This is a genomic window from Deinococcus arboris (assembly GCF_009755355.1).
Lineage (GTDB): Bacteria > Deinococcota > Deinococci > Deinococcales > Deinococcaceae > Deinococcus > Deinococcus betulae.
Genome location: NZ_WQLB01000030.1, coordinates 1 through 14721, shown reverse-complemented (window position 1 = coordinate 14721; position 14721 = coordinate 1). Strand labels below are relative to the sequence as shown.

The following is a 14721-nucleotide window of genomic DNA, read 5'->3' as shown; positions in this document are numbered from 1 at the left end:
GGTTGGTGGCGCCCTGGTCCCCGCCTTCGTCTTTTCTTGAGAATCCGGCTGTTCAGGCGCGCACTGTCAGAATGCGGCGTATGTGGACGCTGGTGCTCAACTGCGGGTCAAGCAGCCTTAAATTTGCGCTCCTCAGCCAAGAGGATGAACAGACGCGGCTCTCCGGGCTGGCCGAGCGGCTCGGGTCGGCCGGGGCGTCGCTGCGGCTCGACATGGACGGAGAACGCCAGACCCTCTCACTGGACAGCGGCAGTTACGCCGACGCCTTTGCCCAGATCGCTGCGGCACTGGACGCACTGGGGCTGCGGGAAGAGGTGACGGCCGTGGGGCACCGCGTGGTTCACGGCGGCGACCGCTTCAGCGCGCCTGCCCTGGTGACCCCCGAGGTGCTGGACGGTGTGCGGGCCTGCGTGCCGCTGGCGCCTCTGCACAATCCGGCCAACATTGCGGGCATCGAGGCGGCGCAGGCGGCCTTTCCCGGCGCGGCCCATGTGGCGGTGTTCGACACGGCCTTTCACCAGACCATGCCCGAGGTCGCTTACCGCTACGCCGTCCCGGAGGGCTGGTACCGCCAGCACGGCGTGCGGCGCTACGGCTTTCACGGCACCAGCCACGCCTTTGTGGCGGCCCAGGCAGCCGAGCGGCTGGGCCGCCCCCTGACCGAGCTGAACCTGGTCACGGCCCACCTGGGGAACGGGTGCAGCCTCTGCGCAGTGCAGGGCGGGCGCAGCATCGACACCAGCATGGGCCTGACGCCCCTGGAAGGCCTGGTCATGGGCACCCGCAGCGGCGACGTGGACCCCGGCCTGCACGATTACATCGCGCGTCAGGCGGGGCTGAGCCTGTCGGAAGTGACGGCGGCCCTCAACCGGGACAGTGGCCTCCTGGGGCTCTCTGGCCTCAGCAACGACATGCGGGAATTGGAAGAAGCCGCCGGGCGCGGCCATGCAGGCGCGCAGCTGGCTGTAGACGCGTTCGTGTACCGGCTGGCAGGGCAAATCGCCGCCCTGGCGGCTGCGCTGGGCCGGGTGGACGCGCTGGTGTTCACTGGGGGGATAGGTGAAAACAGTGCGCTGGTGCGCGCGGCCACCCTGCAGCGGCTGGCCGTGCTGGGCGCAGGGGTAGATGAGGTGGCCAACGGCGCAGCAGTGCGCGGCCAGAACGGCCTCATCAGCCCGGCCGGCGCGCTGCCTGCCCTGGTGGTGGGCACCAACGAGGAACTGAGTATCGCGCGGCAGACGCAGGCTCTGCTGGCCGGAGGTCAGGTATGAAAACGCTGTTTCTGGCGCCCACCCGCAACGGGGTGGGGCTCAGCAGCACCGCGCTGGGACTGACGCGCGCCCTAGAACGCCAGGGCCTCAAGGTCGCGTTCGTGAAACCCATCGCCCAGACACACGAACTGAAGACCGATGACAGCGTGCATTTTGCGCGCGAACTGGTCCGGCTGACGGTGCCCGAACCCATCGCCCTGGCGCTGGCCGAGGAAGGGCTGAGCCACGGCGGCGAGGAAGACCTGATGGAAAGCGTGGTGGCCCTGGCGCGCGAGGCCAGCGCTGGCGGCGCCGACGTGCTGGTCGCCGAGGGGCTGGCCCTGAATGAGCGCAATGCCTACGCCGGGGCCCTGAACGCCAGCATGAGCCGCAACCTGGAAGCCGATACCGTACTGGTCTCCAGCCTGGCCGGGGTCAGCCCCGCCGAGCTGGCCGATGAACTGGAGATTGCCGCCCAGGCCTACCGCCGCAGCGACGGCAGCGGCCTGAGCGGCTACGTCCTGAACTTTGCGCCGCCGGGCCTGGACTACGGCACCCTGATGGCCGAGCTGCGCTCGCGCAGCCGGGTGCTGGCCAGCGGTGACCTGCCGCTGCTGGGGGTGGTGTCCAGTTCGGTCGCACTGAACGCGCCGCGCACCCTGGACATCGCCCGGCACCTGGGGGCCGAGGTGATCAATGAGGGCGAGGCCGCCGCGCGCCGGGTCACCAGCACCGTGATTACGGCCCGCACCGTGCCCCGCATGGCGCACCTGTTCGTGCCGGGCGCCCTGGTGGTCACCCCTGGCGACCGCGAGGACGTGGTGATGGCGGCGGCGCTGTCTCACCTCAGCGGGGTGCCGCTGGCGGGGCTGATGTTCACCTCGGGCAGCGGCCCCGAAGACAGCATCGAGCGGCTGTGCCGCGCCGCGCTGAACAGCACCTTGCCTGTCTTGCGGGTCGACACCAACTCGTTTGAAACGGCCTCTCGCCTCTCGCGCATTGACGCGCGGGTGCCGCACGACGACCTGGGGCGCATGGACCGGCTGCTGGACTTCATTGCTGACCGGCTGGACACCGTGCCGCTGGGCACGCGCCTGCGGGCCCCTGCCCCGGCGGGCGAGCGCCGCCTGCCGCCCAGTGCCTTTCGCTACGAGCTGATTCAAAAGGCCCGCGCTGCTGGCAAGCGCATCGTGCTGCCCGAGGGTGACGAGCCGCGCACCGTCAAGGCCGCCATCCGCTGCGTAGAAAAGGGCATTGCCCGGCCCGTGCTGCTGGCCCGGCCCGAACGGGTGCGTCAGGTGGCCGAGGGACAGGGCCTCACCCTGCCGGATGGGCTGGAAGTGCTGGACCCCGATTCGGTGCGCCAGCATTACGTCGCCCCGATGGTCGAGTTGCGAAAAAGCAAGGGCCTGACCGCCCCCCAGGCCGAGGCACAGCTGGAAGACACGGTGGTGCTGGGCACCATGATGCTGGCGCTGGGCGAGGTCGACGGCCTGGTGTCGGGCGCCATTCACACGACGGCCAACACGGTGCGGCCGGCCCTGCAACTGATTAAAACGGCGCCGGGCGCGGGCCTGGTCAGTTCGGTGTTTTTCATGCTGATGCCCGAGCAGGTGCTGGTCTACGGCGACGCGGCCATCAACCCCAACCCCGGCGCCGAGGAACTGGCCGACATCGCCATTCAGAGTGCGGACAGCGCCCGCGCCTTTGGCATCACGCCGCGCGTGGCGATGCTGTCGTATTCCACTGGCGAATCGGGCAGCGGCGAGGACGTGGAAAAGGTGAAGGCCGCCACGGCGCTTGTCCGGGAGCGCCGACCCGACCTCGTGGTGGACGGCCCCCTTCAGTACGACGCCGCCAGCGTGCTGTCGGTGGGGCAGCAGAAGGCGCCAGGCAGCCTGGTGGCAGGGCGCGCCACAGTGTTCATCTTTCCCGACCTGAACACGGGCAACACCACCTACAAGGCCGTGCAGCGCGCGGCGGGTGTGGTAGCGGTGGGGCCGATGCTTCAGGGCCTGCGCAAGCCAGTCAATGACCTGTCGCGCGGCGCGCTGGTGGACGACATCGTGTACACGATTGCCCTGACGGCCATTCAGGCAGCGCAAGGAGAAGGTCAGAGCTAGACTGAGGGAGTCTGGTAGCTCAGTGGAAGAGCATCCGCTTTGCAAGTGGAGGGTCGGCGGTTCGGTTCCGCCCCAGACACCGGGGACCGCCCACCTTGCCAAGGTGACGCGGCCCCTACCTTTTGGGCATATGCGCGGCAAAAGACATTGGGGCCTATTACACTGGGGCTGTTCGGTAGCTCAGCGGAAGAGCGCCCGACTTCAGATCGGGAGGCCGGCGGTTCGAGTCCGTCCCGGATACCGGAGGGGGTCCGTCACTTCACCGACGACGCTCCCTCCACCTTTTGTTCTCTATGGACCCCGACCTGACTCCCCTGGATTGGCAAGCCGCGCAGCGCGTGCTGAAGGCGGTATTACGCAACCCGGCCCTGGCCGATGACCAGCCTGAATTCCGCACGCTGGTGGCTGGCGTCAACCGCCTGGGGCGCAAGCATGCCCGGCAGGCGCAGACTGCGCAGCGTCCGGCCCCAGACCCTCAGACGCAGCGGCGCTGCTACATGTGCCGGCAACCCTTCGGTCTGGCTGATGCGGGCAATCCCGCCTGCTGCGCGGCCTGTGGTCAGCTCAACCGCCACAAGCGCCGCGCCCGCGCCGATCTGACGGGCCGCGTGGCCCTGCTCACCGGAGGCCGGGTGAACATAGGGTATGCCACGGCCCTGCGACTGCTGCGGAGTGGCGCGCAGGTGACTGTGACCACCCGATTTCCTATGGACGCCGCGCAGCGCTACGCCAGCGAACCCGACGCCCACGAGTGGCGCAGCCGCCTGACCCTCTACGGCCTGGACCTCCGCGACATTCGCGCCGTGCAGGCATTCACCGACGAACTGGGCCGCACCCTGCCCCACCTGGACATTCTGATCAACAACGCCGCGCAGACCATCGCGCGGCCCCCCACCTACTACGCTCCGCTCCTGGGTGGCGAGCGGCAGGCTCTGCCCGGCACGGCGCTGGACCTGAAGGTGGCGCAGTCCGCCCCCGCTGCCCTGCTGAACGGGGAGGAGCCGTCACCTTTCTTCCCACTAGAGCAACTGGACCGGCACGGGCACGCGCTGGACCGGCGCCCCCACAACAGCTGGACCGCCCGACTGGACGACGTGGAGGCGCGCGAACTGCTGGAAGTGCAGCTGGTGAACACCACGGCGCCCTATTTGCTGTGCAGCGGCCTGCTGCCCCTGCTGCGGCGCTCGCCGTTTCAGCGGCGCTTCATCGTGAATGTGAGCGCCGTGGAAGGGCAGTTTGCGCGCGCTGCCAAGAACGACCGCCACCCGCACACGAACATGGCCAAGGCCGCCCTGAACATGCTGACGCGCACCAGCGGCCCGCGCCTGGCCCGAGAAAGCATTTACATGACCAGCGTGGACCCCGGCTGGGTGTCGCAGCAGGAGCCGCACCCCCAGCAGGAACGCATGGCCGCGCAGGGCTTTCGCCTGCCACTGGACCTAGACGACGCGGCGGCCCGGCTGTGCGACCCCATCTTTACCGGGCTGAATGAGCCGGGCCGGCCCTTGGCAGGGGTCTTTCTCAAGGACTACCGGGTTCAGCCATGGTAATCATTCCCCGCCACCAGCAGGCCACATTCTGGGCCGTGACCGCGCCCGAAGGTCTGGGCTATGTGCTGGACGGCGTTTCCTACGGCCTGCTCCCGGTGGCTGGCGTGACCGCCGCTGCCGTGGCCGAGCGGCACGCCGCAGCCATGGAGGTTCAGCAGCTGACTCCTGATCCAAGTGGAGAGGTGCAGGCACGACAGGCCGCTGTACTAGCAGGCGCCCTGACCCGGCTGGTGGACGGCCAGCCCCCAGACGCGCAGACCCTGCGAACCTTAAAGCAGGACCACCCTCTCACCACCTCTGCTGTGTGTCTCCGCACCGATGGCAGCGCAGACAAGGGAGACGGCTCGCTTAGCCTGGGCTACCTGCTGAATAACCGCCCTTACGGCGCCGTCCTGCGGGGCGCCCAGGGTCACGAAGGGCTGGCCGAGCGAGCAGCCATCTATCTGGCCCTGACGCACGCGCGCCTGCTGGGCTACGCGGCCTACCACGTTCAGAGTGACCACAAGTTTCATGTGCGCCGCTATGACGAGAGGCTGATTCACCGGGGTCGGCGGCAATCGCCTTCACTGGAACGGCTGGACGCCCTGGTCGACAGTCTGGGGCCAGCCGTGACCTTTGCCTATATGCCGACGCTGGACACCGATGCGCCGCACCGAATGGCGCTGCACGCCCGTGCCCTGGACCGGTTGGCTCGCAGCGAAGCGCTGTCACGCGCCCAGGCCGTCGCTCTGCGCCGGGTCCATTACGCGCTGAAAGCCAGCGGCCCGGTGCTGTTCTAATTCAGGCCGCTACCTGAACAGAACACAGGGCCGCTTCAGACACCAGTCGTAAATGGCCCTTTCAGCGCCGCGCCGTGAGCCACAGCAGCGCCGCGCCCGCCGCCAGCGCAATCAGATTGGGACCGTAGGCGGCCAGGGCGCCAGGCAGGGCGCCGTTCTCGCCCATCACGCGGAAGACGCTGAACGTCGCGTAGTACGCAAAGGTCAGCAGCAGGGCCCACACCAGCCCTAGGTCGCGGCCACTGCGAAAGGCGTAGACAGCCAGGCTGACTGCAAAAAAAGCCAGGGCCAGGGCGGCCAGCGGGCCAGCAAACTTCTGGTGCAGCGCCGTGAAATCGGCCGGCGCACTGATGTGCTGCTGGCGGTAGGTCTGGGTGCGGCGCCACAGGTCTGGCAGCGGGTCATAGAGGGGCTGGGCCACGTTGCCGCCCTCGCCGCTCAGATCGGTGCCGGTGTCTTGCAGGGGCAACTGGCCGCGCTCGAAACTCAGCACCGTCACCGGGCGGGCGTCCTGATAGGTGACGCGCTGGCCGTCACGCAATTCAAGGACGTTGCTGCCGGGTTCCAGGCGCCCAGACTGGGCCGTAATCACCTCGCGGGGGGGGAGGCTGTCCTGCATGGTCACAATCCGCAGGTCGCGCAGTTCGCCGCCGGGGCGCACCTCACCCACGCTGATGGCGCGGCCCAGGGTGTCGCGCAGCACCACGTTCTGCTCGCCCAGGCCCAGCACACGTGGGTTGTCCAGGACAATCTGACGCTGCACGGCCCGCGCCTCGGTGCGGGCGCGCGGCACGAAGCCTTCGCCCAGCCCAAAGGCCAGCAGCGCCACCACGCCGCCCAGCAGCAGCACGGGCCGGAACAGCCGGGCCGCCGGAATGCCCGCCGCCACCGCACTTTTAATCTCGCTGTCAGCCGCCAGGCGCGACAGCCCCAGCAGCACCGCGAACATTAGGGCGATAGGCAGGGCGGTCGCGGTGGCCTCCGGCACACTAAGGGCCAGCACGCGGGCCACCAGCAGGGGGTCGGCCCCCTTGGCCAGCAGCGGCGCAATGATTTTTTCCAACCCGACCAGCAGCAGCAGCGTAATCACCGCCGCCACCCCCCCCGCCAGAAACGGCAGAATCTCGCCCAGCACGTAGCGTTCAAAGGTCTTCACCGCAGCCTCCAGGTCAGTGCAGCGGCCAGCAGCAAAAAGGCCAGATTGGGCAGCCACGCGGCCAGCGCGGGGTCCAGGGCGCCGGCCCGCGCCAGACCCGGCACGGTGGCCCACAGGGCGTAGAACCCCACCAGAAACACCAGCACGGCGGCAAAGGCGGCGGCGCGGTTGCGCAGCAGCAGGCCCAGGGCGCCCGCGGCCAGGGCAAAGACCACAGCCGTCAGGGGGTCGGCCACGCGGCGGGTCAGCTGAAAGGCCGCGTCACGCCGGTCAGCGGGCAATAGGCGCGCGTCAGTGGTGCGGGCCCGCAGTTCGGCCGTGGGCGTCTGCTCAGCGGCGGCAGGGGGGCGGCGCAGGGTGTCGGCCTGCGGCACCGTCACCGGCGCGGTGGCCTGCCGGGGATTCTGGCCCGGCAGGCTGATCCAGGGGCTCAGCAGGGTCCAGGTGCGCTTGCCGCTGTCCCAGGTGCCAATGCTGGCCGTCAGCGTTTTCTGGCCAATCTGCACCATGACCCCTTGCAGCTGGGCCGTTTGCCCATTACCGTCACTGACCACGCTGCCCGCGTAGTACAGGGCGCTGGGTGGCGCGTAGGTGTAGCGTTTCTGCGTGGTGGGCGGCACCGGAATGCTGTAGATGTTGAACCAGGCGGTGTCCCAGCGCGCCAGTCCAGCCGGCACCAGCCGGTCCCCGTTCACGTACGCCAGCGCCGCCACCAATAAAAAGGGCAGGGCCAGCGGCCACACCAGCCGCAGCGGCGGCACGCCTCCGGCGCTGATGGCCTTGAGCTCGCTGTCGCGCTGCATCCGCGAAAACGCCAGCAGGATGGCGAAGGGAACGGCCAGCACCAGACTTTTGTTGAGGATGCTGGGGGCAATGCTGAAAAAGGCGGCGGCGGCTTTTTCGATAGGCGGGCGGTACATCAGCAGCTTGGCGACGGTGCTGCTCAGCGCGTCTACCAGTTGCAGCGACAGAAACAGCGCCACGCCGGCCGCATACCAGCGGGTGACCTCGGCCAGAACGAGGCGAATGAGGATGGGCGGCACGAGCCGGATTCTAGCGGGCCTGCATGAGGAACAGAGCGGCAACTGGCGTCAAAGGGGACGGGCAGGCCACTGGAAATGTGGCCTGCCCGTCTTCCCTCCCCTGCTTTAGCTCGCTTGCGTGGGCAGTGGGGTTTCCCAGCCCAGCCGCTCCCGGCGGGCGACATATTCGTGCAGCTTCAAGATGGCCGCGTTGCCGTGGGCGCCTCGCTCCTGAATGGCGCGGGTGGTGGCCGTGTCCAGATAAGCCAGGCGCAGCAGTTCGGTGCTGCTCAGGCCGTCGCGGGTCTGTTTGACGCCCCGCTCGCGGCGAATGGCGGCGCTGTTGGTGCCCAGCACGCTGCGGTTGCTGATGCTGCCCAGCTGGCCGTACACCGGTCCGGCGCCGCCGTGGCGGGCCACGGTGCTCATCAGTTCGCGGCGGGCGTGGGTGCTTTCCAGGCGGGAGGCCAGCCAGCGCCGCGCTTCGGGGTCAGGGTTGCGCTCGGCAATCTGGGCCGACAGGCGCACGTCGCCTTGCAAGGCGCGCGTCAGCAGATCCTGCGCCCGCTTGCGCCAGCGCCGCGCCTGCGGGGTCTCCAGCGTAAAGGCCAGGCGGGTGAAGTCGGGAATGCTCAGGGCCGCTTCGGCCCCTGCACCGTAATCGCGCGTTTCAAGGTCCAGTTCCAGCGCGGCGCAGGTGGCGGTATGGCGGTCTTCGGTTACTCCCAGTTGATTCAGGGCCGAGGCGGCGTGTAGGAGGCCGTCCGCACTGACGGGCAACCGGACGGTGCCAAAATCGAGGGTCAGCGGAGCGTTCTTCATAGAAAGAGTATACCACATTTTCTGCTTAAAACATAATCTTTAGGCGCAGCTGAAGACCAGGTATGCGGAAAATCTATCGGCTTAATTCTGCGATCCATAGGCTTTTTTTTGAGACAATCAACCTGAAGGCGAAGTCATGAGCTGCTGTGGACAGTCCAAACCATCCTTTTGCCAGAGACAGAATACTTCGGCCTACTTTTTTAGACAGAGTTACGCAGCCAACTGAACGCCCGTCCAACCTCTTCGTGGGTCAAACCACACTTATACTTGACTAAACCACTCGGTTTACATACGTTGGGGCCGTGAAAGGGAAACTTCTGGCTCTGACGGCTCTCGCTCTGCTCTCTGCCGCTTCTGCGGCGTCCATTAAGGGCGCCGACGGCGTGACGGTGGAAGTGACCAACCCCAAGCGCGTGGTCGCGCTGAACGCCACCACCGTGGAACTGATTTACCGCCTCGGCAAGCAGGCCACGATTGTCGGCACCGACATCACCGGCACCTACCCGCCCAACAAGATTCCCAGCGTGGGCCACTGGGCGCAGCTGCCCGCCGAAGGCATCATTGCCCTGAAGCCGGACGTGGTGATTGGCACCGCCGATAACTTCGCCATGCCCAGCAACGTCAAGACGGTTGAGCAGCTGCGCGCGGCCGGCGTCAAGGTGCTGGTGCTGCCCGCCAGCGACCGTGGCGGCCTGGACGGCGTCAAGGCCCGCCTGAACATGCTGGGCCAGGTCTATAACGTGCAGAGCGCGGCCACCAGCCTGAGCAAGAGCTTTGACACTACCATGCAGGCCGTGAAGGCCAACCAGCCCAAGACGGCGCCCAAGGTGGTCTTTCTGTACGCCCACGGCCCCGCCAGCGGCATGCTGTACGGCACCGACGGCGGCGCCAACGAGCTGATTACCCTGGCCGGCGGCAAGAACGCCGCGACCTTCAAAGACACCAAGGAGCTGACCGCCGAAGCTCTGGTGGCCATGAACCCCGACGCCATCATCATGCTGACCCGCGGCATGGAAGCGGTGGGCAACCTGGACGCCGTGCTGAAGATGCCCGGCGTGGCCCAGACCAACGCGGGGCGCAACCGCCGCGTCTACACCGTGGACGACTCGGTTCGCTGGATTGGGCCGCGTCTGCCCGAGTTCGCGCTGAAGCTCGCCCGCGAGTGGAAGGCCGACTTCCGTTGACCGCTGCCGCCGCCCCGGTCCTGAGCCGTCAGCGCACGCGGGCGGCCCTGGTGCTGCTGGCGCTGCCGCTGCTGCTGGTCGGCGCGGTGGTGCTGGCGGTGGGCACGGGCGCGGTGCCGATTACGCCAGGGCAGGTGCTCAGCATCCTGCTGGCGCCGCTGGGCGTATCCCCCCTGCAAGGCTACGAGGAGCAGCAGGCCGCCGTGCTGTGGGCCATTCGCCTGCCGCGCGTGGCGCTGGGCATTCTGGTGGGCGCGGGCCTGGCGATAGCGGGGGCCGCCATGCAGGGGCTGTTCCGCAACCCTCTGGCCGACCCTGGCCTGCTGGGCATCTCCAGTGGGGCCAGCCTGGCGGCCGCCATGAGCGTGGTGCTGGGCTTTCATGCCTTTGGCATGTATTCGCTGCCCGCAGCGGCCTTCGTGGGGTCCCTGCTGTCCACAGCCCTGATCTACCTGCTGTCGCAGGACCGGGGCCGGGTCAACGTGACCACCATGCTGCTGGCCGGTATTGCGATCAACGCGCTGTGCGGCGCCGGCACCGGCCTGATGACCTTTCTGGCCACCGACGAACAGCTGCGCACCATCACCTTCTGGAACCTGGGGTCGCTGGGCGGGGCAACCTGGCCCACCGTGCTCAGCGCGCTGCCTCTGATTGTGCTGGGCGTGCTGGTGCTGCCCCTGACGGCCCGCGCCCTCAACGCCTTCATGCTGGGCGAGAGCGGCGCGGCACATCTGGGGATTCCGGTGCAGGGCGTCAAGTGGCTCATTGTGACCCTGGTGGCCCTCAGCGTGGGCGCGGGTGTGGCAGTGGCGGGCACCATCGGCTTTGTCGGCCTGGTCGTGCCGCACCTGCTGCGTCTGGTCACCGGCCCCAACCACCGCACGCTGCTGCCAGCCTCGGCGCTGCTGGGGGCCACGCTGCTGGTCCTGGCCGACTTGGTGTCGCGCACGGTGGCCGTGCCGGCTGAGGTGCCCATTGGCATCGTGACGGCCCTGCTGGGCGCGCCGTTCTTCCTGTACCTGCTGCGCCAGGGCCGGCAGGAGACGGGCCTATGAGGGAGGCCGCTGTGCTGGACCCTCAGAGCGTGCCGGTTCCTGTCCAGGCTCCGGCGGCCACCCTGGTTCGCGTCACCGAACTGGCGTATGAGGTGGCGGGCCGCACGCTGCTGCGGCAGGTGTCGCTGTCGCTTCAGGCCGGCGAACTGCTGGTGGTGCTGGGGCGCAACGGCGCCGGCAAAAGTACGCTCCTGAAGCACCTGACCGGCGAGCTGGGCCGGCGCGGGGTGGAGCTGTTTGGTCAGGCGCTGCCCGAATGGCGCGGCGCCGAGCTGGCCAGGCGCCGCGCCGTGTTGCCGCAGCAGACGCCCGTGTCTTTTGCCTACGAAGTGCTGGACGTGGTACTGCTGGGCCGCATACCCCACGGACGAAATGAAACCCCGGCCGACCGCGCCATTGCCGCTGCCTGCCTGGCGCGGGTGGGCCTGGCCGGCTACGAGGGCCGCAATATTCAGACCCTCTCGGGCGGCGAGCAGCAGCGCGTTCATCTGGCGCGCACGCTGGCGCAGCTGGAGGGCACGCCGGGTGACCGGGTGCTGCTGCTGGACGAACCCACCGCCAGCCTCGATCTCGCGCATCAGCACGCCACCCTGCGCCTGGCACGCGACCTCTGCGCGCAGGGCGTGGGGGTGCTGGCTGTGCTGCACGACCTGAATCTGGCCGCGCAGTACGCCGACCGGGTGCTGCTGCTCTCGGACGGCGCCGTCCTGGCCTGCGATACCCCCAGTGCCGCCCTGACCCGTGACCATATTCACGCCGCTTACGGCCACGAGGTGCTGGTCACCCGTCACCCCTGCCTGGACTGCCCCCTGATTGTCAGCGCCCAGTAGAAGGAGACCCCACCTCCTTTTTCTGCATTAAACTTGAGTAATTCGCTCGGATTAGTTCGTTACTCGCCTCTGTCCCAAGGAGTGCTCTGCCCATGACCCGCTTCCTGCTTCCAGCCCTGCTGGCCGCCTCGGTGGCCTCGGCCCAGACCGTGAATGTCACGGACGCTGAGGGCCGCACCGTCGCCCTGACTCCAGCCGACACCGCCCGCGTCCTGACCCTGGGTGGTCCCGTCACCGAAATCGTGTACGCGCTGGGGGCCGGCAGCCGGGTGATTGCCGCCGATTCCTCCTCGTACTCTCCTGACGCCGTGAACAAACTGCCCAAGGTGGGCTACCAGCGCGCCTTGACGGCCGAAGGCATCATCGCCCTGAACCCCTCGCTGGTGCTGGCCACCACCGAAGCCGGGCCGCCCACCACCCTCGCGCAGCTGCGCGCCGCCGGCCTGAAGGTCCTGATTCTGCCCGCCGACCCCACTCCGGCAGGCACCAAGGCCAAGATCAGCGCCATCGCCAAGGTCTTTGGCAAGGACGCCAAGGCCGCCGAACTGAACGCCGGCATTGACCGCGACCTCGCCAAGGCGCAGGTGCTGTTCTCGCGGTTCAAGTCCAAACCCAAGGTGCTGTTTATCTACGCGCGTGGCCCACAGGGCGCGCAGATGAGCGGCGCGGGCACCTCGGCCGACGCCATGATTCGCCTGGCAGGCGGGGTCAATCCTTTCGGGGCGGTTGAGGGCTACAAGCCCCTGACCCCCGAGGCCGCTGTGGCCGCTGCCCCCGACGTGATCTTGATGCTTTCGGGCGGCCTGGACAGCGTGGGCGGTGTGGACGGCCTGCTGAAGCTGCCCGGGATTGCCCAGACGCCCGCTGGCCGCAACCGCGCGGTGGTGGCGCTGGACGACCTGTACCTGCTGGGCTTTGGCCCCCGGCTGGGCCGCGCCGTGCAGGACCTGACCCTGCGCCTGCATCCCGAACTTCGCCTGGGCAGCGGGCGCTAAGCCATGTGCCACAGCCTGACGCCGGTCGTGCAGCACGCGCCGCGCCGCAAGGTGATGCGCTGCTCGTGTGGGGCCCTGCATGTGGTGTGGGACAGCCTGAACCTGTCGCTCAACGACGAGGAGTTCCGTGACTTGCACGCGCTGGCCCAGGCGCCTGACGGCGGCAGTCTGGGGCAGTGGCACGCCCACCACAGCGCCGCGCATGTGGGCCTGTGGTACGGCCCGCTGGGCACCACCCTGTCGCTGGACGACTGGCAGGCCTTCGCAGCGCTGCTTCAGGCGGCACAGGTACCGGCCAGCGCACCCAGCCGACCTCTGTACGCATTAAATTAGACCCAGGAGACCCCATGCTGACTGTGATGAACCGAATCCGGGTGCACCCCGACTACGCCGACGCTTTCGAGGAGCGGTTCCGCACCCGCGCGGGGCTGGTGGACACCATGCCCGGCTTTATTCGCAACGAGGTCCTGCGTCCCGCCCAGCCGGGCAAACCCTACATCGTGCTGACGTACTGGGAGAGCCGCGAGGCCTTTGAAGCCTGGACCACGTCCGACGCTTTCAAGCAGGGCCACGCCCGCAGCGGCAGCCTGCCCAAGGAAGCCTTTGACGGCCCCAGCGAACTGGAAATCCACGAGGTGTTTCTGAACAGTGACACCCGGCCGCAAGGAGAGCCCGCATGACCACTGCTGCCCGCCAGCCCATCGTCAATGACGACATGCACGACATCATCACGCACGTCAACGAGGGCCACGTGCCCGAACTGCTGCACTGCGTCAAGGCCTACACCCCTGTTCAGGACGCCACCCACGTCCAGATGACTGCCGTCTACGAGGACGGGATGGAGCTGGAAGTCACCGCTCCTGCCGGCCTGAGCCGTCATTTCGTGGCTTATGCCGTGCCGGGCCCGGCCCACGAAGCCATTCGCGGCACGGTGGGCGAGGCGATGAAGAAGCTGGGGGTCAAGCCAGACAGCCGTGTGGCCCACTGGTGCCTGACCGAGAACCGCGCCCTGACGGCACATTTTCGCCGCCTGACTGTCAATCTGGGCGAGGACGAGCGTGCCGATTGGCGCCCCGGCTACGCCTGCCGCTTTGACGTGCCGGGGCATGAACATGGCCGCCCATATACCCTGCGCCGCGTCAGTGGCACTACCGCTGAAGTCGACGTGTACTGCCACGACAACACCCTGGGCAGCCAGTGGGCCGAGGGCCTCCAGCCCGGCGAGACCGTCACGGCACGCGGCGATTATCAGGAGGTCACCCCCGACTTCAGTGCCGGTCCCGCGCTGCTGCTGGGCGACGAGACGGCACTGCCAACCATCGCCGCGCTGCTGGAAGGCTGGGCCGATGAACACCCCGTGCGCGTGCTGCTGGAAGTAGGCGACGCCGCCGACCAGCGCTACCTGGACGACGTGCACCTGCCGGCTGGCGCGCATGTGAGCTGGCTGCCCCGCACGGGCGGGAGTGGCACCGCCCTGCGTGAAGTGCTGGACGCCCTGGAAACCCCGCCCGCAGCGGTGTGGGGCGCCCTGGAAGTCAGCGCCGCCAAAGCCCTGCGCAAGCATCTGCGCACCGAGTACCCGGACGCCGATGTGCGGGTGACCGGCTACTGGCGCGTGAACGAAAAGAACTAAGACGGACTCCAGTTGAATCGTTTGCAACAACAATGAAGTCCGAGCGGACTTGCAAAGCGGCGCAGCAGACTTGAAAAACTCCTCAGGAGAGCGAGAAGGAGAACAACGGGTTCCGGACGTGGAGTTGGCAAATCGGCGTTTTCCCGATTTGTCAACGAAACAAACGGAATCCGTCTAAGAGGCTGAGGAGAACCGGTGGGGAGACATTCAATCTCTCCGCTGGTCCTGTTGGCTGGTCAGGCAATAAAAAAGCCGCCTCTTTGGGCGGTGATGTCAAAGATTATAGCGCGGTATGCAGCGTCGGTCAATCTATTCACAGGGT

The 14721-nt window shown here is 67.9% G+C and carries 14 protein-coding genes and 1 tRNA gene; 12 read left to right on the top strand and 3 right to left on the bottom strand.

The genetic code is table 11. The features are described from left to right. The first annotated feature begins 80 nt into the window (after positions 1-80). The 5 genes from GO986_RS17545 (at position 81) to GO986_RS17525 (ending at position 5702) form a co-directional block, all read left to right on the top strand. Positions 81-1271 carry an acetate kinase gene (locus tag GO986_RS17545; RefSeq protein WP_157460634.1) on the top strand — a complete coding sequence of 397 codons (1191 nt, stop codon included), beginning with the start codon at positions 81-83 and terminating at the stop codon, positions 1269-1271. Beyond that, complete coding sequence (gene pta / locus GO986_RS17540; RefSeq protein WP_157460600.1) at positions 1268-3373, top strand: phosphate acetyltransferase; 2106 nt, start codon at positions 1268-1270, stop codon at positions 3371-3373. Before GO986_RS17545 ends, pta begins: the two co-directional genes overlap by 4 nt. An 8-nt stretch (positions 3374-3381) precedes the next feature. Beyond that, positions 3382-3453, top strand: a tRNA-Ala gene (locus tag GO986_RS17535). A gap of 213 nt (positions 3454-3666) precedes the next feature. Then, positions 3667-4923: an SDR family NAD(P)-dependent oxidoreductase gene (locus GO986_RS17530; protein WP_157460599.1), complete on the top strand. Its 1257-nt coding sequence runs from the start codon at positions 3667-3669 to the stop codon at positions 4921-4923. Positions 4924-4958: 35 nt separating this feature from the next. Beyond that, complete coding sequence (locus GO986_RS17525) at positions 4959-5702, top strand: hypothetical protein (RefSeq protein ID WP_157460598.1); 744 nt, start codon at positions 4959-4961, stop codon at positions 5700-5702. Positions 5703-5763: 61 nt separating this feature from the next. Here the strand turns inward: GO986_RS17525 and GO986_RS17520 are convergent, their stop codons facing one another. The 3 genes from GO986_RS17520 to ddrC form a co-directional block, all read right to left on the bottom strand. After that, positions 5764-6858: an LptF/LptG family permease gene (locus GO986_RS17520; RefSeq protein WP_369409450.1), complete on the bottom strand. Its 1095-nt coding sequence runs from the start codon at positions 6856-6858 to the stop codon at positions 5764-5766. Further along, positions 6855-7901, bottom strand: coding sequence for an LptF/LptG family permease (locus GO986_RS17515; RefSeq protein ID WP_369409449.1), 1047 nt, complete (start codon positions 7899-7901; stop codon positions 6855-6857). The genes GO986_RS17520 and GO986_RS17515 overlap by 4 nt, the downstream gene beginning before the upstream one ends. A gap of 105 nt (positions 7902-8006) precedes the next feature. Beyond that, positions 8007-8702: a DNA damage response protein DdrC gene (gene ddrC / locus GO986_RS17510; protein ID WP_157460596.1), complete on the bottom strand. Its 696-nt coding sequence runs from the start codon at positions 8700-8702 to the stop codon at positions 8007-8009. A gap of 302 nt (positions 8703-9004) precedes the next feature. On the opposite strand from ddrC, the gene GO986_RS17505 reads away from it, so the two are divergent. From GO986_RS17505 to GO986_RS17475, 7 genes are all read left to right on the top strand, one after another. Beyond that, complete coding sequence (locus GO986_RS17505) at positions 9005-9886, top strand: heme/hemin ABC transporter substrate-binding protein (protein ID WP_224576836.1); 882 nt, start codon at positions 9005-9007, stop codon at positions 9884-9886. Further along, complete coding sequence (locus GO986_RS17500; protein ID WP_232337872.1) at positions 9883-10941, top strand: FecCD family ABC transporter permease; 1059 nt, start codon at positions 9883-9885, stop codon at positions 10939-10941. The genes GO986_RS17505 and GO986_RS17500 overlap by 4 nt, the downstream gene beginning before the upstream one ends. Further along, positions 10938-11771 (top strand): heme ABC transporter ATP-binding protein, encoded by an 834-nt coding sequence (locus GO986_RS17495; protein WP_157460594.1) that lies wholly within the window; start codon positions 10938-10940, stop codon positions 11769-11771. The genes GO986_RS17500 and GO986_RS17495 overlap by 4 nt, the downstream gene beginning before the upstream one ends. Before the next feature lie 92 nt (positions 11772-11863). Further along, on the top strand, positions 11864-12766 hold the full coding sequence (locus tag GO986_RS17490; protein ID WP_157460593.1) for a heme/hemin ABC transporter substrate-binding protein: 903 nt from the start codon (positions 11864-11866) through the stop codon (positions 12764-12766). Positions 12767-12769: 3 nt separating this feature from the next. Next, positions 12770-13099 carry a hypothetical protein gene (locus tag GO986_RS17485; RefSeq protein WP_157460592.1) on the top strand — a complete coding sequence of 110 codons (330 nt, stop codon included), beginning with the start codon at positions 12770-12772 and terminating at the stop codon, positions 13097-13099. Positions 13100-13113: 14 nt separating this feature from the next. Then, positions 13114-13446 (top strand): antibiotic biosynthesis monooxygenase family protein, encoded by a 333-nt coding sequence (locus tag GO986_RS17480; RefSeq protein ID WP_157460591.1) that lies wholly within the window; start codon positions 13114-13116, stop codon positions 13444-13446. Then, entirely contained in the window at positions 13443-14399 is a 957-nt protein-coding gene (locus GO986_RS17475; RefSeq protein WP_157460590.1) for a siderophore-interacting protein, read from the top strand. The genes GO986_RS17480 and GO986_RS17475 overlap by 4 nt, the downstream gene beginning before the upstream one ends. The last annotated feature ends 322 nt before the right edge of the window (positions 14400-14721 follow it).

Coding starts and splice junctions, on each gene's coding strand:
- GO986_RS17545 (WP_157460634.1), top strand. CDS start 81: ATGTGGACGCTGGTGCTCAACTGCGGGTCAAGCAGCCTTAAATTTGCG.
- pta (WP_157460600.1), top strand. CDS start 1,268: ATGAAAACGCTGTTTCTGGCGCCCACCCGCAACGGGGTGGGGCTCAGC.
- GO986_RS17530 (WP_157460599.1), top strand. CDS start 3,667: ATGGACCCCGACCTGACTCCCCTGGATTGGCAAGCCGCGCAGCGCGTG.
- ddrC (WP_157460596.1), bottom strand. CDS start 8,702: ATGAAGAACGCTCCGCTGACCCTCGATTTTGGCACCGTCCGGTTGCCC.
- GO986_RS17495 (WP_157460594.1), top strand. CDS start 10,938: ATGAGGGAGGCCGCTGTGCTGGACCCTCAGAGCGTGCCGGTTCCTGTC.
- GO986_RS17490 (WP_157460593.1), top strand. CDS start 11,864: ATGACCCGCTTCCTGCTTCCAGCCCTGCTGGCCGCCTCGGTGGCCTCG.
- GO986_RS17485 (WP_157460592.1), top strand. CDS start 12,770: ATGTGCCACAGCCTGACGCCGGTCGTGCAGCACGCGCCGCGCCGCAAG.
- GO986_RS17480 (WP_157460591.1), top strand. CDS start 13,114: ATGCTGACTGTGATGAACCGAATCCGGGTGCACCCCGACTACGCCGAC.
- GO986_RS17475 (WP_157460590.1), top strand. CDS start 13,443: ATGACCACTGCTGCCCGCCAGCCCATCGTCAATGACGACATGCACGAC.